This is a genomic window from Sphingobacterium sp. ML3W, assembly GCF_029542085.1.
GTDB lineage: Bacteria > Bacteroidota > Bacteroidia > Sphingobacteriales > Sphingobacteriaceae > Sphingobacterium.
Genome location: NZ_CP107036.1, coordinates 1,970,336 through 1,995,694, shown reverse-complemented (window position 1 = coordinate 1,995,694; position 25,359 = coordinate 1,970,336). Strand labels below are relative to the sequence as shown.

15 protein-coding genes and 1 tRNA gene are annotated in these 25,359 nt (G+C 39.7%); 7 read left to right on the top strand and 9 right to left on the bottom strand.

Going from position 1 to position 25,359, the window contains the following annotated elements:
- Positions 1-460 precede the first annotated feature (460 nt).
- The 3 genes from OGI71_RS08530 to OGI71_RS08520 all read right to left on the bottom strand — a co-directional run bounded on the left by OGI71_RS08530 (position 461) and on the right by OGI71_RS08520 (position 4,103).
- Positions 461-1,666, bottom strand: coding sequence for a tyrosine-type recombinase/integrase (locus tag OGI71_RS08530; protein ID WP_282254969.1), 1,206 nt, complete (start codon positions 1,664-1,666; stop codon positions 461-463).
- Between the two features lie 105 nt (positions 1,667-1,771).
- Positions 1,772-1,858: transfer RNA gene (locus OGI71_RS08525), tRNA-Ser, on the bottom strand.
- Positions 1,859-1,985: 127 nt separating this feature from the next.
- Positions 1,986-4,103 carry an HDIG domain-containing metalloprotein gene (locus tag OGI71_RS08520; RefSeq protein WP_282254967.1) on the bottom strand — a complete coding sequence of 706 codons (2,118 nt, stop codon included), beginning with the start codon at positions 4,101-4,103 and terminating at the stop codon, positions 1,986-1,988.
- Between the two features lie 152 nt (positions 4,104-4,255).
- Here OGI71_RS08520 and rpe point away from each other — a divergent pair, with 152 nt between their 5' ends.
- From rpe to OGI71_RS08500, 4 genes are all read left to right on the top strand, one after another.
- Positions 4,256-4,936, top strand: a complete 681-nt coding sequence (gene rpe / locus OGI71_RS08515) for a ribulose-phosphate 3-epimerase (RefSeq protein ID WP_282254966.1) — start codon at positions 4,256-4,258, stop codon at positions 4,934-4,936.
- Between the two features lie 364 nt (positions 4,937-5,300).
- Positions 5,301-8,063, top strand: a complete 2,763-nt coding sequence (locus tag OGI71_RS08510) for a bifunctional aconitate hydratase 2/2-methylisocitrate dehydratase (protein WP_282254965.1) — start codon at positions 5,301-5,303, stop codon at positions 8,061-8,063.
- Between the two features lie 51 nt (positions 8,064-8,114).
- Complete coding sequence (locus OGI71_RS08505; protein WP_282254964.1) at positions 8,115-10,382, top strand: aconitate hydratase; 2,268 nt, start codon at positions 8,115-8,117, stop codon at positions 10,380-10,382.
- Positions 10,383-10,558: 176 nt separating this feature from the next.
- Positions 10,559-11,431 carry a hypothetical protein gene (locus tag OGI71_RS08500; protein ID WP_282254963.1) on the top strand — a complete coding sequence of 291 codons (873 nt, stop codon included), beginning with the start codon at positions 10,559-10,561 and terminating at the stop codon, positions 11,429-11,431.
- A gap of 106 nt (positions 11,432-11,537) precedes the next feature.
- On the opposite strand, the gene OGI71_RS08495 is transcribed toward OGI71_RS08500, so the two are convergent.
- Positions 11,538-12,374: an MBL fold metallo-hydrolase gene (locus tag OGI71_RS08495; RefSeq protein WP_282254962.1), complete on the bottom strand. Its 837-nt coding sequence runs from the start codon at positions 12,372-12,374 to the stop codon at positions 11,538-11,540.
- 245 nt (positions 12,375-12,619) lie between these two features.
- Between OGI71_RS08495 and pckA the strand changes: the two genes are divergently transcribed.
- Positions 12,620-14,236, top strand: a complete 1,617-nt coding sequence (pckA, locus tag OGI71_RS08490) for a phosphoenolpyruvate carboxykinase (ATP) (protein ID WP_282254961.1) — start codon at positions 12,620-12,622, stop codon at positions 14,234-14,236.
- Positions 14,237-14,325: 89 nt separating this feature from the next.
- On the opposite strand, the gene ppk2 is transcribed toward pckA, so the two are convergent.
- The 4 genes from ppk2 to OGI71_RS08470 form a co-directional block, all read right to left on the bottom strand.
- Positions 14,326-15,135: a polyphosphate kinase 2 gene (gene ppk2 / locus OGI71_RS08485; protein ID WP_282254960.1), complete on the bottom strand. Its 810-nt coding sequence runs from the start codon at positions 15,133-15,135 to the stop codon at positions 14,326-14,328.
- Positions 15,136-15,935: 800 nt separating this feature from the next.
- Positions 15,936-16,229 (bottom strand): hypothetical protein, encoded by a 294-nt coding sequence (locus tag OGI71_RS08480; protein WP_282254959.1) that lies wholly within the window; start codon positions 16,227-16,229, stop codon positions 15,936-15,938.
- Between the two features lie 174 nt (positions 16,230-16,403).
- Positions 16,404-19,946: a chromosome segregation protein SMC gene (smc, locus tag OGI71_RS08475; RefSeq protein ID WP_282254958.1), complete on the bottom strand. Its 3,543-nt coding sequence runs from the start codon at positions 19,944-19,946 to the stop codon at positions 16,404-16,406.
- A 69-nt stretch (positions 19,947-20,015) separates the two neighbouring features.
- Complete coding sequence (locus OGI71_RS08470) at positions 20,016-20,720, bottom strand: DsbA family oxidoreductase (RefSeq protein WP_282254957.1); 705 nt, start codon at positions 20,718-20,720, stop codon at positions 20,016-20,018.
- A 110-nt stretch (positions 20,721-20,830) separates the two neighbouring features.
- On the opposite strand from OGI71_RS08470, the gene OGI71_RS08465 reads away from it, so the two are divergent.
- Positions 20,831-21,646, top strand: a complete 816-nt coding sequence (locus tag OGI71_RS08465) for a patatin-like phospholipase family protein (protein ID WP_282254956.1) — start codon at positions 20,831-20,833, stop codon at positions 21,644-21,646.
- Between the two features lie 93 nt (positions 21,647-21,739).
- Here OGI71_RS08465 and OGI71_RS08460 read toward each other — a convergent pair whose 3' ends face one another.
- Positions 21,740-22,651: a glycerophosphodiester phosphodiesterase family protein gene (locus OGI71_RS08460; RefSeq protein ID WP_282254955.1), complete on the bottom strand. Its 912-nt coding sequence runs from the start codon at positions 22,649-22,651 to the stop codon at positions 21,740-21,742.
- Positions 22,652-22,959: 308 nt separating this feature from the next.
- Here OGI71_RS08460 and topA point away from each other — a divergent pair, with 308 nt between their 5' ends.
- Entirely contained in the window at positions 22,960-25,359 is a 2,400-nt protein-coding gene (gene topA / locus OGI71_RS08455; RefSeq protein WP_282254954.1) for a type I DNA topoisomerase, read from the top strand.

The window sequence follows — 25,359 nt, the reverse complement described above, 5'->3', positions numbered from 1 at the left end:
AGAGACTTTACCAGTCGAAAAAACACAATAAAAAAAATAGAAAGGATTGGGAAATTGATGCAGGAGAAAATGATGGCCCCAAAGTTCAGGGGGGTATCTTGAAGGTAGGAATGGACAAATCGTTTTCATATCTGACCTGACGATGGAATGACTCAAATTGAATGCATTACAATCAGGTATAACTTTCGGTACCTTGCTTTATCAAAAAAGATATGCCTATGTCAATTTCAAAGAGGTGTAAAATTTTTATCAAGTCATATTTGAAGGTTACGGAAAGGTCTTTTATTAAATCCTGCTCAAAATAATGTGAAAAAAGTATGCTGACCGGCACCTTAGCATACTTTTTCACTGTTAGTTTCTTTCATAAGTTCAAGGTGTAAAGGATTTAAGATCGCACAACCTAAATCTATATGTTTGTTTCTATAAACGTATATAATCGACGGCGGGAAACAGTTAGAATCTAAAAATTAATTGTTTTTTTCTTCATAACTGTGTTGTCGATGATCAGGTCCCTTTTATAGGCTTCAAATGCTGCTCTGTCCCTGTGACCGGTAAGTGTCATTACCTGATTGTCATCAAAACCTGCTGTAATTAATGAAACTACACGTGTATGTTTCCATGAGTATAACGTATAATTATTGTCTAATTCAAGTTGCTCCTTAATCTTTTGGTACCTTCTTCTAAAATAATCTTCATATACTTGCTCAGGTGAGATTGTCTGGCCTTTTCCAAAAATAAAGTAATTCAGGTCGGCTTTGTCAATTCCCATTTCCAGGATAAGTTCGTGAAGTTCGTCACAGATAGGGACAAGCCGGTCTCCTGTTTTTCCATTTGGTCCTGGAACCTTGATCTGACGCGAGAGGAGGTCAATGTCCTGCACTTTTAGATGACGGATTTCCTTTGGACGCATGCAGGAATAAAAAATCCACCTTGAATAATTATAAATCTCGGGATCTTTTTGAAGTTCAGATTTTACTTTTTCCGCTACGATTGGTGAGTAATATTTATTTTTTTCTGCCCTGTCTTTCTTGATGATGAGGTCAGAGAGATCGATTTCGTATTTTATAGACCGGTTCTGTTTCCTTTCAAGTTTGGCAACTCTTGTGAAGAACTGGCTCATGAATTTCGCGTGATTGTTATAAGTCCTAGGAGTCCATTCTTCTTCAAAAAAATAGTAGTCCAGAAAATCCTGGATATGTCCATCGTGAAGTGCCGAGCAGGGGATATCGGGATTATCCATGGATTCCACATATTTTTTCAGGTTGTTCAGAAATGATACGTAAGTCCGGGTCGTATTTTCGCTCAATCCGCATTTTCGGCCATATTCAAGGAATTTTTCTGCGGCTAGGGGAACGGACCAGGACTTTTGCTTTTTGCGTTCGTTCTGGAGGCTTAAAATGCTTTCCTGTTCAGCGATCTGCTGGCAAAGGATCTCTTGTGGCAGGAAAGGGTTGAATCCGAAAGCCAGAGCGTAATCTATGTCTTCCCTGAGCTGCTGCGCGGCCAGTTCTTTTTCCTCAGGATCATGGATGTAGTTGATACCGTCCCTGACATAGAATTTTCTGAATTTTCCCGCCTGGCCGGGGATCTGGTATTCATAGACCACTCTCCAGTCTCCGTTTGTTGCCCTGACGATCCGCGCGTTCTTGAACTGTCTTGTCCTCATGAACCGCTTTCTGCTGGATTTTAAACTTGGTGCTGTTTTTGGTGCTGCCTTTGCGCCAGAAACAAAAAAAGCGCTTTCTGATTCCTCTGAAAGCGCTTTTGTCTGCGGAAGAGGCGGGATTCGAACCCGCGGTACCGTTTCCAGTACGACAGTTTAGCAAACTGTTCCTTTCGGCCACTCAGGCACCCTTCCGTGTTTTGACATTGCAAACATAAGGCAATTATTTGAATCTGCAAAGCCTAAATATCAAAAAAAATGCAAAAAAAATGTAACGTTGCAATAAGCGTTTGAATTTCAATTTGTTGTTTAGCAATTAAAATTACATTGTTTTTTTGCTTAAATCATAATCCACGCGAACATGGTAGATGCTTTTGAGCATAGCCTTGAAAATAACGGCCGATTCGGTGATATCTTTCAATGTAATGTTACTATTGTTGAACTGTCCGCGCATCAATTTGTGTTCAATTATTTTATCAACCAGATTATTGATGGACTCCTCCGAGGGTTCTTTTAACGCTCTGGATGCAGCTTCAACAGAGTCGGCCATCATCAGTACCGCTGTTTCTTTAGAGAAAGGGATTGGGCCGGGGTAGGTGAACAGAGATTCGTCCACGAGTTTGTCTGGATTGTTTTTAACAAATAAATTGTAAAAGTAGTCCACACGGGTGGTACCGTGATGTGTTCGGATAAAGTCAAGGATAACCTCGGGAAGCTGATGTTTCTTGGCGACATCAACACCTTTGATGACATGGGAGATGATGATCTGCGCACTTTGCTCCGGAGAGAGTTCGTCATGCGGATTTTTCTCTGTTTTTTGGTTCTCAATAAAAAATTGCGGATTGGTCAATTTACCAATGTCATGGTACAAGGCACCGGCACGGACCAACAGGGGATTACCCCCAATTTTATAAATTGCGGCCTCCGCCAGATTGGCTACCTGTAGGGAGTGCTGAAAAGTGCCCGGAGCTTTAAAGGAAAGTTCCCGCAATAATTTGGAATTACTATTGGTGAGTTCCATCAAGGTTAAATCGGAAACAATTCCAAAAAGTTTCTCGAAGGCATAGATCATCGGATAGGCAAGCAGCGTGATCATTACACTAACCAGGAAGGGAAGGAGGTCTGTCCAGTAAATGGTGTCAATAGAGCCATTTCTTGTGATCACTAATCCGATGTAAGCGACCCAATATGTACCTAAGATGATAGCCGAAGAAACAAACAATTGTTCACGTTTTACCAATGTCTTGATACTGTATATCGCGACGATGCCCGCCATAAATTGTAAAAAGACAAACTCGAAACTATTCGGTACAAATAGTCCCGCCAAAAGGACCATTAATAGGTGGATGTTCAGTGCGACCCTTGTGTCGAATAAGATGCGGATGATAATGGGTACCGCACAAAATGGAATATAGTACAGATTTGGTATTTTTATCTTGATAGCCCATGAAAGCACAGCAAGCATGCCGATGATGACGATCATGATAATCATCAATAACCTGTTGTTGAAATAGATGTCTTTACGGAAAAGAAACAGAAATACCATGAGTATGGAAAGCGCGAGGGATATAATGAGAAATTGCCCTAGGGTTACATAGTTTTGATTTCCACTTATTTTTCCTTCGTCTTCATATACCTTACGTAATGATTCTAGTTTTTGGTAGGTCTCATTGGATATAATCTTTTCTTTTTCAGCGATCAGTTCACCTTTTTGTACAACACCTCGGGTAGCGGATATATTGGCGATGGCATTTTGTTCCAGTGCTTCGGTCTGCTGGTCGTTATAAATATAGTTAATCGTGATATAGTTTTTTAACGTTTCCTCTAGCCAGCCTTTTTGCTTGATTTTAGTCAGCTTGGGCATTAATTCATCCATATAGCCATAGGAGCTTTCGATCGTATAGCAATCAGCTGTGTTTTTTTGTGAGGCAACTTTATCTTGTATTAACGTAAAATTGTAATGTTTTGAAGCCGGTGATTTTTCGTTGTTGCGGTTTTGAAACCGATTATTCAACGAGAGTATCCCTTTTCCATAAAGGTGGTTTAATATCGCATTTCCGGCACTGCGGTAATCGTTTATATTTTCGTGTGTCGTGTCGAGTTTGCTGCTCTGCCATTTTTCGGATAAATCGGTATTGAACTGATCAATTTGCTCTTTGCTTGTTGTTGTATTGGCGTTATAAATTGGCTGGATTGTATTCAATATACCTTTTTTGTCTGCATTAAGCTCCTCCTGCGTCTTGAGGATCGCAAAATTGTAGGGTGATATTAAATTTTCATGATTCCAGACTTTTCCTTTTTGGAACTCATAACGGAATCGTGGTTGTTTGGGAAGAAAAATACAGATCAGAACGATCGTGATCAATATTAGTCCAATTTTTCGGATGAGATTTTCTGACGTGTTTAATTCTCTTTTATATTTTATTTTTAATCTTCCCACAGTGAACGATGTTTTTTATATAAAGTTAATATACAAATGTAGTTATAATTTATTTTTTGTGGATTCTGCTGAGTGCTATTTGAATCATGTTAAATGTTAGGAATGCTGTGTTGAACGGAAAATACTTGTTATCTTTGCAAAAAAAACACAACATGTCAACAAAATCACATCTAATTGCACCATCCGTTCTTGCTGCAGACTTCGCAAAATTATACGATGATATCATCATGGTAAACAATAGTGAGGCTGATTGGTTTCATATCGATATTATGGACGGCGTATTTGTACCCAATATTTCATTTGGATTTCCCGTTATGCAAGCTATTGCGAAACACGCCACTAAACCATTGGATGTACATTTGATGATTGTTGATCCTGATCGTTATTTACAAGTCTGTAAGGATTCTGGAGCAGAAATAATTACCGTACATTACGAGGCTTGTACGCATCTGCACCGTACATTGGCAGCTATTAAAGAATTGGGGTGTAAAGCAGGGGTTGCATTGAACCCACATACTCCTGTAGCACTTTTGAAAGATGTTTTGGCAGATCTGGATCTTGTGTGCCTGATGTCTGTCAATCCTGGGTTTGGCGGACAGAAGTTTATTGCAAATACATATGCCAAAGTACAGGAGCTTCGTGCAATGGCTAAGGGTGTCAACGATGGATTACTGATCGAAATTGATGGGGGAGTTACTACCGCCAATGCTGCTCAACTGTTAAAAGCTGGCGCAGATGTATTGGTCGCAGGTTCTTTTGTGTTCAATGCCGCAGCGCCTATGGATACCATTAAATCGCTGAAAGATATAGATATAAATATAGAAAATATATAAAGATAGGAAGAGGTGATTTAGTAAAATAAATCACCTCTTTTTTTTAGATGGATAGGACGAAAAAAATAGTTTCAAAAAAAAATGGCTGGATTGCATAAGTTCTGTTTAGAACAATTCCAAATTGATTTAAATAAATGGAATGCATGCGTTTAAAGTTGGATTTTCACTATTTTTGTATTTAGTCATAATAGTTGATTTACGGTAAATGAATCAACTTGAAAATGCGAACTGAACGGGCATTTATAATTTAATGTAGGAAGGCTACACAGGTTATATATTCGCTTAATTATATTACAGACACGGTAGTGTAGGAAGATAAGAGTATATCTGCTGAACTACCCTTAAAATAGAAAGATTGATATCTATGAGTATTTACAACGATTACGTACAAGAGGTTGTAGAACGAGAAGGCCAAGGATTACATCCTAAGCCTATTGACGGAGCAGAATTACTAAGTGAAGTAATTGCTCAGATTAAAGATTTAAACAATGAAAATAGAGCAGAATCTTTAAGATTGTTTATCTATAATACCTTGCCGGGGACAACGCCTGCAGCTGGTGTTAAAGCGCAGTTCTTAAAAGAAATTATTCTGGGTGAATCAGTTGTTGCTGAGATCACACCTGATTTTGCTTTTGAGCTATTGTCTCATATGAAGGGTGGACCTTCTATCAACGTATTATTGGATCTTGCTTTAGGTGCTGATGCTGCGATCGCAAGTCAAGCTGCGGAAGTACTTAAAACACAGGTTTTCTTATATGATGCCGATACTGCTCGTTTGAAGGACGCTTATGAACAAGGCAATGCTATCGCAAAAGATATCTTGGAAAGCTACGCAAAGGCTGAATTTTTTACGAAACTTCCGGAAGTAACGGAGGAAATTCAGGTAGTTACTTTTATCGCAGGTGAAGGTGATATCTCTACAGATTTACTATCTCCTGGTAACCAGGCACACTCGCGTTCTGATCGTGAATTGCACGGTAAATGTATGATCACGCCAGAAGCACAACAACAAATCCAAGATCTACAGGCACAGCATCCAGGTAAAAGTGTGATGTTGATCGCCGAAAGAGGTACAATGGGTGTGGGATCCTCACGGATGTCAGGTGTAAATAATGTGGCCTTATGGACCGGTAAACAAGCTAGTCCTTATGTTCCTTTTGTAAACATCGCGCCCATTGTAGGTGGTACGAATGGCATTTCTCCAATTTTCTTGACGACAGTAGATGTTACAGGTGGTATCGGTATCGATCTTAAAAACTGGGTGAAGAAAGTCGATGAAAACGGAAACGTTGTTCGCAATGATAAAAATGAGCCTATTTTAGAGGAGGTTTATTCTGTTGCTACAGGTACTGTATTAACCATCAATACCAAGACAAAAAAATTATATAATGGTGAGCAGGAGCTAATTGATATTTCAAAGGCATTGACACCACAAAAAATGGAGTTTATCAAAGCGGGTGGTTCTTATGCTATCGTATTTGGTAAAAAAATCCAAACTTTCGCAGCACAAACTTTAGGTATCCAAGCACCTACAGTATTTGCTCCTTCAAAAGAAATTACCATTGAAGGTCAAGGCTTAACTGCTGTAGAGAAAATCTTCAACAAAAATGCGGTAGGTGTAACACCAGGCAAAGTATTGCATGCTGGTTCTGACGTGCGCGTGAAAGTGAATATTGTTGGATCTCAAGATACGACAGGTTTAATGACTGCTCAGGAGTTGGAGGCAATGGCTGCTACAGTAATTGCTCCTACGGTTGATGGTGCTTATCAATCAGGTTGTCATACAGCATCTGTTTGGGATAAGAAAGCGCAAGCGAACATTCCAAAATTGATGAAATTTATGAACGATTTTGGTTTGATCACAGCACGCGATCCAAAAGGCGTTTATCACTCCATGACAGACGTGATCCACAAAGTATTAAATGATATTACGATTGACGAATGGGCGATCATCATTGGTGGTGACTCCCATACACGTATGTCTAAAGGTGTTGCTTTTGGAGCTGACTCGGGTACTGTTGCATTGGCATTGGCTACGGGTGAAGCTTCGATGCCGATTCCGGAATCTGTAAAAGTTACTTTCAAGGGCAGCATGAAAGAACACATGGATTTCCGTGATGTTGTACATGCCACTCAGGCGCAGATGTTACAGCAATTCGCTGGGGAAAACGTTTTCCAAGGTAGAATTATTGAGGTTCATATCGGTACATTACTTGCCGATCAGGCCTTTACTTTTACGGACTGGACGGCGGAGATGAAAGCGAAAGCATCCATCTGTATTTCGCAGGATGATACATTAATTGAATCTTTAGAAATCGCTAAAAATCGTATCCAAATCATGATTGATAAGGGTATGGAAAATAAAAACAACGTTTTGCAAGGTTTGATCGATAAAGCGAACAAACGTATCGAAGAAATCAGATCTGGAGCGAAACCTGCGTTGACGCCAGATAACAATGCGAAATACTATGCTGAGGTTGTCGTTGATTTGGATCTTATTGAAGAGCCAATGATTGCGGATCCAGATGTAAATAACGCAGACGTTTCTAAGCGTTATACACATGACACCATTCGTGATCTTTCTTACTATGGTGGAAACAAAAAGGTGGATTTAGGTTTCGTAGGTTCATGTATGGTGCATAAGGACGATTTGAAAATCGTTTCGAAAATGTTGCGGAATATTGAACAGCAAAAAGGTGTTGTTACTTTTGAGGCACCATTGGTTGTTGCAGCTCCGACTTATAATATCATTGATGAGTTGAAAGCAGAAGGCGATTGGGAATTCTTGCAAAAATACTCTGGATTTGAGTTCAGTGATGCATTGCCAAAAAGCACTGCCCGTACAGAATACGAAAATATCATGTACCTAGAGCGTCCTGGTTGTAACCTTTGCATGGGTAACCAAGAGAAAGCTGCCAAAGGTGATACGGTGATGGCTACTTCAACACGGTTGTTTCAAGGCCGTGTAGTAGAAGACAGAGATGGTAAAAAAGGAGAATCCCTATTGGCATCTACACCTGTTGTTGTACTTTCAGCTATTTTAGGCCGTATTCCTAATATTGAAGAATACAAAGCTGCTGTCGAAGGCATTAACTTAACTAAATTTGCGCCTATTCCGACAAAGTAAAAAGCTATCAGGGTTTCAGTAACTTAATTAAATAACATAAATAAGAGAGATATGGCTTTTGATGTAGATATGATTAAAAAGGTGTATAGCCGTTATGATGAGCGCATTGCTGCGGCTCGTCAGGTGGTGAACAAACCTTTGACTTTATCTGAGAAAATTTTATATGCCCACCTTTGGGATAGTAATGCGACAGAAGATTATAAGCGCGGCGTTTCTTACGTTGATTTTGCCCCTGATCGTGTAGCGATGCAAGATGCAACTGCACAAATGGCTTTGTTGCAATTTATGCAGGCTGGACGTCCAAAGGTCGCGGTTCCTTCTACCGTTCACTGTGATCACTTGATCCAGGCGAAAGAAGGCGCAGATAAAGATTTAGCTCGTGCTAAAAACGAAAGTTCGGAAGTATTTAACTTCTTGAGCTCTGTTTCAAATAAATATGGTATAGGTTTCTGGAAACCAGGTGCAGGTATTATCCACCAAGTTGTACTGGAAAACTATGCATTCCCAGGTGGTATGATGATCGGTACGGATTCACATACTGTAAATGCCGGTGGTCTAGGTATGGTTGCAATTGGTGTAGGTGGTGCTGATGCCTGTGACGTGATGGCAGGTTTACCTTGGGAGCTAAAATTTCCAAAATTGATCGGTGTTAAATTAACCGGTAAATTGAGTGGTTGGGCTGCAGCAAAAGACGTTATCCTAAAAGTTGCGGGAATCTTGACTGTAAAAGGAGGAACTGGCGCAATCGTTGAATATTTTGGCGAAGGTGCAGAGTCTCTATCTTGTACAGGTAAAGGTACAATCTGTAATATGGGCGCTGAAATTGGTGCCACGACCTCAACATTTGGTTACGATGAGTCCATGGAGCGTTACCTTCGTGCGACAGGCCGTGCTGAAGTTGCGGATGCCGCCAATGCCATCAAACAACACTTGACAGCTGATGCTGAAGTCTATGCTAATCCTGAACAATATTTTGATCAATTGATCGAAATTAATCTTTCGGAACTCGAACCTTCATTAAATGGTCCATTCACGCCAGATTTGTATACGCCAGTTTCGCGCATGCGTGAAGAGGCTGATAAGAATGGCTGGCCTTTGAAAGTGGAGTGGGGATTGATCGGATCTTGTACAAACTCTTCGTATGAGGATTTGTCGCGTGCCGCTTCTATTGCCAAACAAGCTGTTGACAAAGGATTGATCACTAAAGCTGAATTTGGTATCAACCCGGGCTCTGAGCAGGTTCGTTTTACAGCGGATCGTGATGGTTTATTAAAAACATTCGAAGATCTTAACGCAACTATATTCACCAACGCTTGTGGTCCATGTATCGGTATGTGGGATCGTGTGGGTGCGGACAAGCAAGAGAAAAACACGATTGTTCACTCGTTCAACCGTAACTTTGCAAAACGTGCGGATGGTAATCCAAATACCTATGCATTTGTTGCTTCGCCAGAACTGGTTGCTGCAATTGCAATTTCCGGTGATTTGGGCTTTAATCCTGTTACGGATACACTAACGAACAATAAAGGTGAGCAAGTGAAGTTGGATCCTCCTGTGGGAGATGAATTACCAACAAAAGGATTTGCTGTTGATGATCCGGGATATCAGGCTCCTGCAGCGGATGGTAGTGCTATCGTTGTTGACGTAGCACCGACATCAGACCGTCTCCAATTGTTGGAACCTTTTGCAGCCTGGGAAGGTACAGACTTAAAAGGGTTGAAACTATTGATCAAAGCAAAAGGTAAATGTACGACGGATCATATTTCTATGGCTGGTCCTTGGTTGAAATACCGTGGTCACTTAGATAATATCTCAAATAATATGCTGATCGGTGCGGTTAACTTTTTCAATGAGAAAACCGATAACGTGAAGAATCAATTGACAGGTGAATATGGTCCTGTTCCGGCAACGCAACGTGACTATAAAGCACATAACATCGGATCAATTGTGGTAGGGGATGAGAACTATGGTGAAGGGTCTTCCCGTGAGCATGCCGCGATGGAACCACGTCATTTGGGTGTCCGCGCAGTATTGGTTAAATCTTTTGCTCGTATTCACGAGACGAACCTGAAAAAACAAGGTATGTTGGGTTTAACTTTCGCTAACAAAGACGACTATAACAAAATCCAAGAAAATGATACGATTGATATCCTTGGTTTGACGGAGTTCGCTCCTGGAAAACCATTGACTCTTGTGTTGCACCATGCGGATGGAACTCAAGAGGAGATCTTGGCAAACCACACCTACAATGCACAACAGATTGAATGGTTTAAAGCCGGTGGTGCTTTGAATATCATCCGTAAGAATCAAGTGAAATAAATTGATTCCATAAAAATTTAGTTAAAAGCTGCTTTCATCCGAAAGCAGCTTTTTTTATGCAAGTTCAAATGGTAAAACATTTCTGTGATCTTCGTCATATTTTACTAATTTCCACGCAATTTATTTGGTTATAAAATAGAATGAGGGTACTTTTGCCCAACGTTTTTAGCGCCGATATGAGAAAAATATTTTTGACAATTGGAGCACTTGCATTAAGTGTTTCGAGTTTATTTGCACAGGAAAATCCAGAAATAGGAAAAAGCATTTTTAAACCAAGGAATTTAAGGACAGAAAGTAATAAAGGGAAGTTTTTCTTTTTTTGGGGGTATAACTTTTCTTCTTACGCAAAATCCGATATACATTTTACAGGTCCAAATTATGATTTCATCCTCCACGATGTAAAAGCGGGTGACCGCCCGACGAAATTTGGGTCGACTTATTTTGACCCCGGTCGTTTGACTATTCCACAATTTAATCTGCACTTCGGTTATTATATCAAGGACAATTACTCCATTTCCTTAGGTTGGGATCATATGAAATATGTTGTGGATATTCCACAACAGGTCAAGATCACAGGTTATATTGGTGATGAAATCTCAAACCCTGGCATACCAACCGGCAATCGTGCAGGACAATATAATGGCGAAAAGATTACGGTGGATTCTGCGATGTTGACTTTTGAACATACGGATGGATACAATTTCGCCTCTGTAGGGTTGGAGCGATACGATGATATCATCAACAATCGTAAAGGTCAACAGGTACTCACGATGGAATCTGGTGTAGATGTAGGACTTTTGATACCACGATCTGATGTCCGCCTTTTTGGTGAGGGGGCTAATCACTTTTGGAATATTGCTGGATACGGTGCATCTGCAAAAGTTGGTTTACACTACCGTTTTTATAAAGGACTTTATTTGCAAGGAAACTTTAAAACAGGTTGGACTGATTTGTACAATATCCGCACAACGGGTAGAAGAGGCGTCGACAAAGCCACACAACAGATCTGGTTTTTTGAAAACTATTGGGCTTTGGGCTTTAGATTCTAACGATTTCAATCTATACTACCATAAGAAAGGGGATGTCAAAACATCCCCTTTCTTATGGTAGCTTCATCAGGAAACAGAATCATTTCATAAGCTAACTGATGTTTTCCTAAATATCACTTAATTTAAAGATATCTTTTACCCGGATTCCTTTTTCCGTATGTTGTAAGGTACAGCATTCATTAACCGGATCATGTTCAAAGAAGAGAATGTATTCATTTTCGACGATTTCATTCCAATAGTTGTTGCGCTCTTCCATGGTGACTAATGGCCTCACGTCATAGCCCATGACATATGGGATCGGAATATGACCGACAGAGGGCAACAGATCTGCCATATAGAGCACTGTCTTTCCCTTATATTGAATCTGTGGCAACATCATCGCTTCGGTATGGCCGTTGGCATAGCGAATGCTGATGTCCTTGCCAAATGGATCCTTGCTATCTTCAACGAATTTCAATCGGCCACTTTCTTGAATAGGAAGGATATTCTCTTTTAGAAACGATGCTTTCTCTCTCGGATTGGGGGCTGTAGCCCAGGCCCAATGGTCACTATTGCTCCAAAAGTCTGCATTTTTGAAAGCAGGAGATAATTTTTCCCCTTCACGGATAATGGCACCACCACAATGATCAAAATGCAAATGTGTCAGGATGACATCTGTAATATCGTTTCTGTCAAAGCCAATATTTTTAAGCGATTTATCTAATGTGGCATCACCGTGTAAATAGTAATAACTGAAGAATTTTTCGTTTTGTTTATCGCCAAGGCCTGTGTCCACCAGCATTAATTTATTACCTTCCTCTATGAGGAGTAAACGATTGCCCCATGTGCACATATTGTTGGAATCAGCCGGGTTTGTTTTGTTCCAGATACTTTTGGGAACCACTCCAAACATGGCACCGCCGTCCAATTTAAAGAAGCCTGTTTCTATCGCATGTAATTTCATCTTATTAATATTTGTAAAGCTTGGAACAATTTACGAAAAATATAAAATATATGGACGGTACATGAAGGGATTGTGCTAAAAAAATATGCTAAAAAGTTTAATTTATTTTACCTTCATAACTAATTGATAGTTAGATTGTTGTTTTTGTGTTTTTTATACAATAAGCCTGATTTTTAGATAATTAAGTTTTGTTTTTAGCGAAATTTGCCTTTAACTTTGGGCACATTTTAAAACAAACAAAAAATATGAAAAAGGGTAACATTGGAAACGCGCCTGATTTGAAATATTTGAAAATTGATTATACAGGAAATGTATTTTATCAATTACCTGTTTCAGAGTTGGTCGAACATGCTTTAGCGAATCAAGAGGGAAGACTGTCTGACACTGGAGCATTAGCCGCTGATACAGGAAAATTTACTGGAAGATCCCCCAAAGACCGTTTTTTGGTCGAGGACTCCTTGACTAAGGATGCAGTATGGTGGGGTGAAATCAACCAGCCGATGACCCCGGCCAATTTTGATGCATTATTTTCAAAGGTTGCTGCACATTTGAGTAACAGAACAATTTACGTCCGGGATTGTGCGGCAGGAGCGGACCCAGCATATCAATTATCTATTCGTGTTATCACAGAAACAGCTTATCAAAGTATTTTTGCTAACAATCTGTTTTTGAGATCTGTGGGTGATATTGATAGTCAACCGCAATGGTCAATATTAGCTGCGCCGACATTACTTATCGAGGATCCGCAACACTATGGCATTCGAAACGAGAATTTTGTAGCCATTGATTTTACGAAAAAAATGGTGCTGATTGCGGGGACTGGATATACTGGTGAAATCAAGAAAAGTATCTTTTCCATCTTGAATTTTATTTTGCCGCATGAACATAATGTATTATCGATGCACTGCTCGGCGAATACCTCCAAAGATGGTAAAACGGCCTTATTCTTCGGACTTTCCGGAACGGGTAAGACCACATTATCGGCTGATAAAAACAGGAAATTGATCGGTGATGACGAGCATGGTTGGAGCGAGAAGGGGATTTTCAACTTTGAAGGTGGTTGTTATGCAAAATGTGTAGGACTTACAGAGGAAAAAGAACCTGAGATTTACCATGCCATCCGTTTTGGCTCGTTGCTTGAGAATGTTGTCCTGGATGAGTTTGATCGACCAGACTATGACAATATCAGTAAAACCGAAAATACGCGGGTTTCCTATCCGATCGATTTCATGGAAAATGCTGAGATGACGGGAATAGGTAATGCTCCTGAAAATATTTTCTTTCTGACTGCCGATGCCTTTGGTGTATTGCCCCCGATTTCATTGTTAACGGTAGATCAGGCAGTCTATCATTTTGTGAGTGGGTATACCGCAAAAGTAGCCGGTACCGAAGTAGGGGTGAAGGAACCTACTGCAGCCTTCTCAACATGTTTTGGTCAAGCATTCTTACCTTTACACCCAGCGAAGTATGCTGCGTTACTACGGGCCAAACTGGAGCAAAATCCCAATATCAAAGTATGGTTGGTTAATACAGGTTGGATTGCAGGGCCTTATGGTATCGGACGTCGTATTAAACTGAACTATACACGGGCACTAATTCGTGCTGCAATGGATGGATCACTATTGGAGGCTCAATTTAATAAGCATGAGATTTTTGGATTGGATTATCCGACCAGCTGTGGCGAATATGTTCCCGAACAGATTCTAGACGCTAGGGGATTATGGAACAATAATGAAGCCTATGACGTGCAAGCCAAACGATTGGCAAAATTGTTTATTGGAAATTTTGAAAAATTTGATCATTCAATGCCAGCTTCGGTACAAATGGCTGGCCCTCGGATCGCTACGACAATACTCGTTTAAAAGTATAGCATTACTTAGCGAGTTATGAATTAACGAGTTATGCCTCCAAAAAGATACGGTCTTTTGGAGGCATTTTTTAAAGACGCATTTTAATTGTGTTTGTTCACAAAATCATCCAATTTCTCCTGTTCATTTCCGGCAATTGCATTGATAATTATCCGAAAAGCTGCTAAGCGGGCTTTCTTTTTATTGTCTTTGTCGATTTCAAACCAAGGCGACTTTTTGGTGGCAGTCGTTTTAAAGAGTTTTTCAATATAACCCGTATAAACATCCCATTTTTCCTGTGCCTGTTGATCCAAAACCCCAACCTTCCAGTGCTTTAGAATATCTTCTTGCCGCTCTTTCAATCGCTCCGCCTGCTCTTCTTTACTAATGCTCAGAAACAGCTTGATTAGGATGATACCATCATCAATCAATTGCTTTTCAAATTCCGGTACCTGTTGCATGAATAATTCATGCTGCTCCTTCGTACAAAAATCAAATACAGGCTCTACCACAGCACGGTTATAATAACTACGGTCGAAAATGACCATTTCACCGGCATTGGGTAGATGCTTGATATACCGTTGAAAGTACCACTGACCATTCTCCTCAACAGTTGGCTTGGGTAATGCCACAACACGTACCTTTTTGGGATTTAAATGCTCGGTCACCCGACCAATTGTACCTCCCTTTCCAGCGGCATCTCTTCCCTCGAATATAATGACAACACGTTTTCCTTTTTCAATAATATCATATTGTAATTTGAGCAAGGTAACCTGTAGATCATAGAGCTCTTTTTCATAGTCATAGACATCGTTAAATTTTTTGATTTCCAAAACCCCATGTTGCTCCAAATAGTCAAGGACATCTTTGTTTTGACGGATTTTTTCAAGCTCTTTTAAATCGTATTCTGCCATAATAGTTGGTTTTTCAAGTTCGTTCACCTAAAGTTACTTATTGAATTGTTAAAAAATGTCAAAATTGAAATAAATCAGACCAGCACATGTAATATTGATTGGGAAGCTAACGTTATAAGGAAAAGCAATGCAAAAGGATGCTTTGATTAAGAATTAGACTTTTCATAAATTTAGGTTAATAATTGGTTAGGTTAGCCCGGAGTTCTCAACTTCGGGCTTTTTGTTTTTATGCAGTAAAGTTTTTCGGGTATCCAATTGGCTCTCCAGTGAAAGACTTTAACTTGCATCTGACTACGAATATACCATAGGGTAGGGGCGTATATTGTTGAATCGTTTTCAGGTACCCAATTTGCTCTTCAGCAAACGTCTTCGACTCGCAGCTACTTATAATTATACAAGGGTGAAGATCATATATTGTTTTCGAATATCCGGCTTGACCTTCCAGCGAACAACTTTGGTTCGTGCGCTCTCCTAAAAGTATGAAGATAGGAGAGTTATTATTTAAATGTTAAAAAATGTTAAAGGAATGGTAATCATATAATTAATTGAAACAAGTGGCGTTTTAATTTCAAATACTTTTCATAAAATAGGTTAATATATGGCTAACGAAAGCTCAGAGTTCCCCACTCTGGGCTTTTTATCTTTTGATTAATCAGAAACGTCTAGTGGTGAAGGATAAATGACCCCTAAAAATTAAAAATATGAATTCACGCCTATTATACATTATCTGTTTATAGGTTATCCGTATACTGGATAATTTTCGAAGAGTGATTATAGACTTTCAGCTTTACGCCAACTTCCTACCCGGAGGGGTTTTTGATGGACACACTTCCTTTCTGACCTATGTTCAGGGAGTATTCTTTGCCTTTTTTCATGATGATTTCAATGGTATCAGTCGCTAACCCTATCGTATTGCTCGATTTATTGACGGCATCGACAGAAAACGTGCTCGCGTTCTCTGTTGAAATCTTTAAGAATTTATGTGCTGGGATCACTGCATTTACATACAATGTGTGTTTATCTTTTTTACCTAGGTTGTTTACCTGGCAAGACTGTAAGATTGCGCAGGTTAATAGCCCAGCTAATAATTTCACAATTTAATCGTTGATAATTGTCAGAAATTAGAAAATAAAGTTCATTTATCCTAATAATTTACTTATTCAGGTTACTTAAAAAGCCTCATTTGAAGGCAGGAACATTATCAGGCATAAAAAAGCCCTACAATTTTGCTTGTAGGGCTTTACTATTCTTTTACGTAAAATATAATGCTAAGCTACTTCTCTTAAATCTACCGCTACTACACGTGAGACGCCCTGTTCGACCATAGTCACACCATAGATAATATCTGTGCTTGCGATTGTTTTCTTATTGTGGGATACAACGATAAACTGTGAATTTTTGGAGAAATCACGAATGATATTGTTGAATTTATCAATATTGGTATCATCCAGTGGAGCATCGACCTCATCAAAAATACAGAAAGGTGCCGGCTTTGACAGATACAATGAAAATAACAATGCCGTTGAGGTCAAGGTTTTCTCACCACCCGATAGCTGGTTGATTGACAATGGGCGTTTTCCTTTTGGTTGAGCAATGATATCAATATCCGAATCCAATGGATTACTCGGATCAGTCAAAACCAGGTCACAGCTGTCTTCTTCATTGAATAATGAACGGAATACCTTAACAAAATTGTCCCGTACAGCATTAAAGGTAAACATAAACTGTACCTTAGCAGTATCATCTATTTCTTTGATTGTTGCCATTAATGAGCCTTTTGCTTCGATCAGATCTGCTTTTTCCTTATTGATAAAGTCATAACGCTCATTCATCTCATCAAAGGCCTCTTTAGCCATTAAATTGATCGTCCCAAACTCATCGAGCTGCTTTTTGAGCTTGCTGCATTTTGTCGCTAAACTGGATTGATCTTCTGCTATTTCCGGTACATCCTCACGTTCAATTAGATCTTTCAATTCGATATTAAATTCTACCGACAGACGTTCTTTGAGCGCATTGAGATCAATTTGTAAGGCAGTTTTCTTATCTTTAATCTCACCGACAAGAAAGTCACTCTGTTCTTTTGAGCGGCGTTGCTGAGTCAGTGAATCTTCCAGATTATTGATCTGTTGCTTGTCCGCATAATACGTTTCCTCTAACTCTTTTAGGCCCTCTTCCAATGAAATCTTCTGCTCATACATAGCAATAAGATCTGCATCTTCTTCGTCCTCAAATGGGATCGTAGTTCGCAATGCTTCCTGTACTTCAACGAGTTCAATACTATTTCGCTGGATACGGATTTCATGATCATCTTTTTGAGTCTCTCTGAATTCGAGATCCTTGCTAATATTAGCGACTTTATTCAGTTGTTGATGATAACTGATATTTTCCTGGTTATAGGCGATGGATTTTTCGTTTAATATCTCTGAAATTTCATGAAATTGATCTTGCAATTCGGAAAGTTCGGTTACACTTTGATCTTTTTCTATACGTAATTCCTGAAGCTGAGGTTCGGCAACCGTAAGATCGGACTCGATAGTCGCAATTTTTTCCTGGATATCTTTTTTCCGTATTTGCGAATTGTTGATGAAAGCTTGATATTGCTCCTGTTTGGTTTTTACCGTAATCAACTCATTGTTGAGTCTATTCAGTTGAAAACGTAGTTCATCAATAAGTTCTTTTTGTGAGTTGCTACGTAAGGCTTCCACACGTGCTGTTTCAGCCGTTATTTTGTCTTCAAGTTTAGCAATCTCCAGATTAAGCGCTTTAATTTCCTGAGAGAGAACCTCCAGGTTTTTCGCTCTACCGATACGTTTCCCTTCGAATAATCCAACAGATCCACCAGAAAGGCCCAAATGATGTTTGGCGTAGCGACCATTCTTCTGTAAGATAACCTGGCCTACTTCGGGAAGCTTCTGCTCCATTTCCTTTTCGCCTTCCTGCTTTAAAATATACACATGCTGAAGGAGTAAGGTACAAAGCGCTTTATATTTTTCATCCACAGTGATCACTTCCAACGCGGACATGAGATTATCGTGTGGAGGAACGGGCTTCTTGACAGCTGTATCTATAGCATCCAAAACAAAGAAATTGGCACGACCTTTTGCGGCGTCGCTCAATAACTGGATGGCCTGAACGGCATCTTGTTGTGTCTCGACAACATAATGATTCATGATCGGTTCCAGGTAGTTTTCAATCGCAACACGATAGTTTTCCTGGCAAAATAGTACATCGGAGAAGAGAGGTGGCTGTTTTTTCCAACCCGCATTTTTCTTCAAGAATCGAATGGAATCTGGGAACCCCTCTAAATTGTCAATAAGGGATTTTGTCAAATTATATTCGTTCTGTTTGGCATCGACCAATCTAAGGTCTTTCGCAAGTTGTGCTTTAAACTCCTCTAAATTTGTCTGGCATTGAAGGATCTGTGTTTGCAGTTCCTCCTCGAGTTGATTGGCCGAATCATACTGCAATTGCTGCGCTTCTATACGGCCTTCCAATTCCGCTACAGCACTGTTAAATTGCAGTAATTCTGCTTCTTTTGATTCTGTATCTACACTGTTTCGGACAGCTTCCTGAAGAAGGGCTTCTTTTTGGATATTAAAAACGGCGAGATCCTTCTCAAGTTTATAGATTTTAGCCTGTAGTTCAGCATTGCTTTTGTTGAAGATGTCCAATTTCCCCTTGGCAGATTGTTGTTGACCCCTCAGAGCATCTACCTCAGATTTATTGGATTCCAGGTTGTCTTTGAGTGAGTCAAGTTTATTTTGCTCATCAAATAGCTCCTCATTCAGTCTTTTAATGGTATAAAGGACGTGATTCAGTTGTTGCTTGTCGCTATTGACATCAAGGTTTAATCGATTTTCTTTATCCTGAAGATTTTTTACTTTCTCATTTTTGATCTTCTTTTCCGACTCATAGCCACGGATTTTGTTGACAAATTCCTGTGTAGCCTTTTGTTGTACAGAAAGGTTCTTCTCCTGCTCCAAATTTACCTGACGCAATGATTGAAGTTCAGTCTCCGCATTGAGAATCAATTGCTGGGAATTTGCGGCATCCTTTTGAACTTTAGACTCCTGCGTTTGAAGTCGATCAAGTTCAGTCGAGAAATCAGCAATTCTATAGTAAGCGAGGTCAATGCTACTTTGGCGATATTCCTGCTTGAGTAGGGTATATTTCTCTGCTTTTTTTGCTTGGTTTTCTAGCGATTTAAGATTTTTTGTGATCTCATACAGTAAATCGTCCACACGGCTGAGGTCAGCTTCAGTATCTTTTAATTTTGTTAGCGTCTGTTTTTTGCGCACCTTGTATTTTGAAATACCGGATGCTTCCTCAAAAAGATTTCTACGCGAATTGTCTTTATTGTTGATGATCTCATCGATCATTTTCAATTCGATGATGGAATAACTATCGGCACCGACCCCGGTATCCAAAAATAAATCTGTGATATCTTTTAAACGACATTTTACATCATTCAAACGATACTCACTATCCCCATTTCGGAATAGTTTACGTGTCACCGTAACAGTAGAGAATTCTGTTGGGAGGATATTATTGTTATTATTGAAGGTCAAGGAAACTTCCGCAAGATTAGCTGGTTTTCTGTTCTTTGTTCCGTTAAAAATAATATTTTCCATTTTATCAGAACGTAGCATCTTTGTACTTTGTTCACCAAGTACCCAGCGTATTGCGTCCACCACATTGGATTTCCCACATCCATTTGGCCCGACAATCGCGGTAACACCGTCATTGAAGTTGATCGTGATCTTGTCTCCGAAACTCTTAAATCCCTTTATTTCTAGTTTGGTTAACTGCATTTATACCAAAATTGTTTGTCGTTATAAGCTTGCGAAAATAGTAAATTAAAATAAAACTTTTTTCTTTCTTTACTCACATTTTCCTGTTTCAGGATCGCAAGAAGGCCCTTCTTCACCTCTTTGTTGTAATGGGGCGGATTGTCCTGCCAAACATTCTTTGATCGTATTGTGAAAAACTTCCATGGGTTGTGCGCCGGGAATCGCGTACTTCCGGTCAAAGACAAAGAATGGTACACCACGAAGACCGAGGTTGACACCTTCCTGAATGTCCTGACTGACATCGTAAGCATATTTATCGGAGTCTAAAAGTTCCTGTGCCGCTTGAACAGGGAGGCCTACTTGATTTGCTAGTTTAACAAGGGTTGCATTATCGTTGACATCTAAACCGTCTGTAAAATGAGCTTTGAACAATGATTTTTTCAAAGCAGTTCCTTTTTGATGGGCCTGCGCAAAATGAAGGAGACGATGTGCTTTTTTGGTATTTACGACAATTGCTTTATCAAAGTTCAATGTGATACCAAGTTCTTTGCCTTGTGCACTGAGCTGTGCCGTCATTGCCACGACATCATCCATGCTCATCCCTTTTGTACGCACAAGGTAATCGTAAGTTGGCATTCCCGGAGCGTCTTCGGGAAATTCTGGATTGAGCTGATAGGATTTCCAGGTAATCTCGGCTTGTACTTCCTGCTCAACTTCCTGTAGGGCCAACTCAAGCTTTGTCAAACCAATATAACAAAACGGACAAATGATGTCCGACCAAATTTCTATTTTCATATTTCTTATTTTACTCCGTATATTGTAATCAAAAATACATATAATAACGGTGATTATCGGATTACATTGTTGGGTCAATGTCAACATCATTATATTGCAGGTCTAAGTATATGTCAGAGAAAGATTTTTTGAATCGTAAAGTAACACTCGTCCTCGGGGGCGGGGGAGCGAGAGGATTGGTACATATCGGTATTATCCGTAAACTAGAGGAAATGGGGTTTGAGATCGATGAAATTGTGGGTTGTTCCATTGGCGCATTGGTCGGTGGAATTTATGCCCAGGGAAAGATGGATGTGCTGGAGGACTGGATGCATAATCTAACAAAGAAATCAGTTTTCAATATGATGGATTTCAGCTGGAAGGGTCTAGGAATGATGAAGGGGATTAAAGTCTTCAATGCCTTGAAATCGGTTATTCCCGATGCGAATATCGAAACGTTTCCTATTTTATTCAAGGCTGTTGCTACCGATCTGAATTATGAAGAAGAAGTCGTACTCGATTTTGGAAGTATGTATGATGCAATTCGGGCTTCTATCGCGATACCAGCTGTTTTTACAGCAATAGAGGAAGATACTCATGTTTATGTAGATGGGGGTGTGCTCAATCCATTACCCATCAACCATGTCACACGAAAAGAAAATTTAATTATAGCGGTCAATCTGGAGTCAAAACCAGATAAACAGTATTCTGTTATCAAAAAATTGGATACAAGAACCTCAAATTCTCTGGATATTCTACAAGCTTCCTATTATGTGATGCGTAGAAAAATGAGCCGTATGATTATTGATCTCTATCGGCCGGATGTCGTTGTAAATATCCCCTACAACATCTGTAATTTGTGGGACTACCACCGTGCAGAGTTTTTAGTTCAAAAAGGTAGGGAGTATATTGATAAAGCCCTTAAAAGTAAGACCAAAATAGAGTAGTGGACAGCGCAAGCTACTTTATTTTGGTCTTTCAGGTTTAGATCACCTTTAGTTGAACAAAGTGACCTTTGATCGTTGTCAAGAAATCAAGGATTAAAACAGATTGGGATAGTCACTGATAATTCCATCTACTTTCAGCGCCTTCAATTGCTCAATCTCTGTTTTACTATTTACCGTCCATGGAATTACCTTAACATTCGCTTTGTGGTATTGTTTGACAAATTCGCTGGTCACCAGCTTATAGTGCGGGCTGATGATGAAAGGTGTAAAACCTAATGCTGCGATTGTCTCCTGTGCATTTTTTGTATAGTTGGCATCAATAAGGTAAGAAACTTTTAATTGTGGGTAGGCTTTGTTTAGATACTTGACTGCTCGAATATCAAAGGATTGAATGATGGTGCGTGCTGCAATTTTTTTCTCTGTGATAACCTGTACCATTAAATCAACGAATTCTTCCACTCTGGGATGATAGATACCGTCTTTATCCTCTTTACTTTTCACCTCAATATTATAAAACATAGGCGCAGTTCTCTTTTGGAGGGCATAGGCCTCTGTACTATCGATGAGGTCGGCGAGTTTTGCAATACGTGTAATTTGTTTTTTCTGTTCGGGAAACTCCTTATAAAATTTGGAACCAATATCGTACTTGAACAGTTCTTTATAGTTCATAGCATATATTTTCAACGATTTATCTTTTTCGGGAATCTCAGTGCCATCTGGTTTTAACACAAATTTGGGATTGAGATAATCGTCGTGAAAAACAACGACCTTTCGGTCTTTTGTAATGTGACAATCCATTTCCAGAGTTGTTACTTGGGGCAGGTCAATTGCATTTTTCATTGCTGCAATGGATTCTTCGGGGTACACGCCACGTCCGCCACGATGCGCTTCTAAACTTAGTTTAGGGAAGCTGTTGGTTGTTTTTGCGGAATCTTTCATAACTGAACAAGACACAGATGATAATATCAGACCAAAAAAGGCTATTCTAAGAAGACTTCTTTTCATTATTATTATATTTAAACAAAATAAGGGTGAATGACCCCGCTATGAATAGGCGAATATACAGTGTTTTCGAAACAGAACAAACTGAAATGAACTATCGGAATTATTGAAGTGAAGAAAAATGAAGTTTTACAGGTTTGTTAAATATCATTCTTTACAAGAAGAAAGCCTTTCTGGGACGATTACAACAGGATTGAAAATAGAACAATACACTTATATGTCAAGGCGAAATCTATTTTTTTTGTCTTTTTTGCAAGAAATTATTGTCATTCCTTTTAGAATTCCCTTTATTTGCACAAATCTCAAATTAGATGGCGAAAAATTTATTGATAGTTGAGTCTCCAGCGAAAGCAAAAACGATAGAAGGATATTTAGGAAGTGATTTTTTGGTAAAGTCAAGTTATGGACATATCCGTGACCTGGTAAAAACCGATGATGCAATTAATACAGAGAATAATTTCGAACAGAAGTACGAAGTTCCCTCTGATAAAAAGGCAGTCGTAAGCGAGCTGAAAAAATTAGCTAAGGCAGCAGAAACTGTATGGCTCGCATCCGATGAGGACCGTGAGGGGGAAGCTATCTCTTGGCATTTATTTGAGACATTGGGACTGAAAGATGAAAGTACTAAACGTATTGTGTTTCATGAGATCACGAAACCGGCAATACTAAAAGCCATTGACAATCCCCGTAAAATAGATTATAATCTCGTTAACGCACAACAGGCGAGACGCGTATTAGATCGATTGGTGGGCTTTGAGTTGTCACCCGTTTTATGGAAAAAGGTGAAACCATCTTTATCCGCGGGTCGTGTACAATCTGTTGCCGTGAGATTGATCGTCGACAGGGAGCGTGAGATTAACAAGTTTGAACCTGAGGCGGCATTTAAGATAGTTGCTTTCTTTCATACAGGCAAAGTAAAAGATAGTTTTAAAGCTGAGCTTCCACAACGATTTGCGACAGAAGCTGAGGCTACTCAATTTTTGGAAGACTGTAAGGCGGCTTTGTTCTCCGTTAAAAATTTAGAGACAAAACCATCGAAACGTTCACCAGCGGCTCCATTTACAACTTCTACCTTGCAACAGGAGGCGAGTAGAAAGCTAGGATTCTCTGTGGCACGTACAATGCAAGTTGCCCAACGTTTATACGAGTCCGGACGTATCACCTATATGCGTACCGACTCTGTCAATTTGAGTGATACTGCAATAGACGCAGCTGAAAAAGAAATTAAATCGGCATATGGTAACCAATACCATAAAGTAAGAAGATATAAAACAAAAACTTCGGGCGCACAAGAAGCGCACGAGGCTATACGTCCTACTTATTTTTCTGAACATACAATTGAAGGCGATTCTGCTGAAAAGCGATTGTATGAACTGATCTGGAAGAGAGCAATTGCTTCCCAGATGAGTGAAGCTGAATTTGAGCGGACCCTAGCGAAAATTTCGATTTCCACGCGTTCAGAAGATCTAAACGCTTCCGGAGAGGTGATGAAATTTGACGGTTTTCTGAAAGTTTATATGGAATCTGTTGATGATGATCAGGAGACAACCCTTGATGAAGACAGTGATAATGCGATCCTTCCGCCGTTGACAGTTGGATTACAACTGACCTTAAAAAGTATGTCTGCAACGGAACGTTTTACAAGACCTCCGGCACGTTATACTGAGGCCGCATTGGTGAAGAAATTAGAGGAACTGGGTATCGGTAGACCTTCGACTTATGCACCAACAATTTCTACCATCCAAAATCGTGGCTATGTTGTGAAAGAAGAAAGAGAGGGAAGATCACGTGATTATCGTGTATTGACGCTTGAGAATACTGAATTGAAAGCTGTCACTAAGACGGAAATAACAGGAGCAGAAAAAGGGAAAATGTTCCCAACTGATATCGGTATTGTTGTGAATGATTTCCTTGTAGAGCATTTCAACGGTATTGTAGACTTCCACTTTACAGCGAATGTCGAGAAAGAGTTTGACGATATTGCACATGGACTGACCGAATGGACAAAGATGTTGCACGATTTCTATGGGCCGTTTCACTCTGAAGTAGAAGATACATTGGAGAATGCTGATCGCGCCAACAATGAGCGTGAGCTAGGTGTAGATCCAGTTTCAGGCAAGCCTGTCTCTGTACGTATTGGAAAATTTGGTCCCTTGGTTCAGATCGGTTCGCCTGATGACGAAGAAAAACCTCGATTTGCATCCCTACGCAAAGGGCAGATGATTGAAACAATCACCTTTGAGGATGCGATGGAGTTATTCAAATTGCCCAAAAAAGTTGGTGTATTTGAAGATAAGGAAATGACAGTTGCTATCGGTCGATTTGGGCCTTATATCCGTCATAACTCGGCTTTCTATTCCTTGCCAAAAGGAGTAGATCCTTTGGATGTAACCGAAGAGGAATGCATTCAGATCATTCAAGAAAAACGTCAGAAAGATATTGAAAAAGTGATCCGCGTATTCGATGAAAATCCGGATGCGCAAATTGAACAAGGCCGTTGGGGACCATTTATTCGTTTTGGCAAGCAGAATTTGAAAATTCCGAAAGGAACAGAAATTGAAAAGATCAGTTACGAAGATGTGTTGAAGTGGGCAGCAGCAGATGCTCCTAAGGGTAAAGCCGTTAAAACAAAAACTGCCGAAAAGAAAACAGTTGCTAAAAAAGCAACAGTAAAGAAAGCTCCAGCTAAGAAAACGACAAAGTCTAAATAG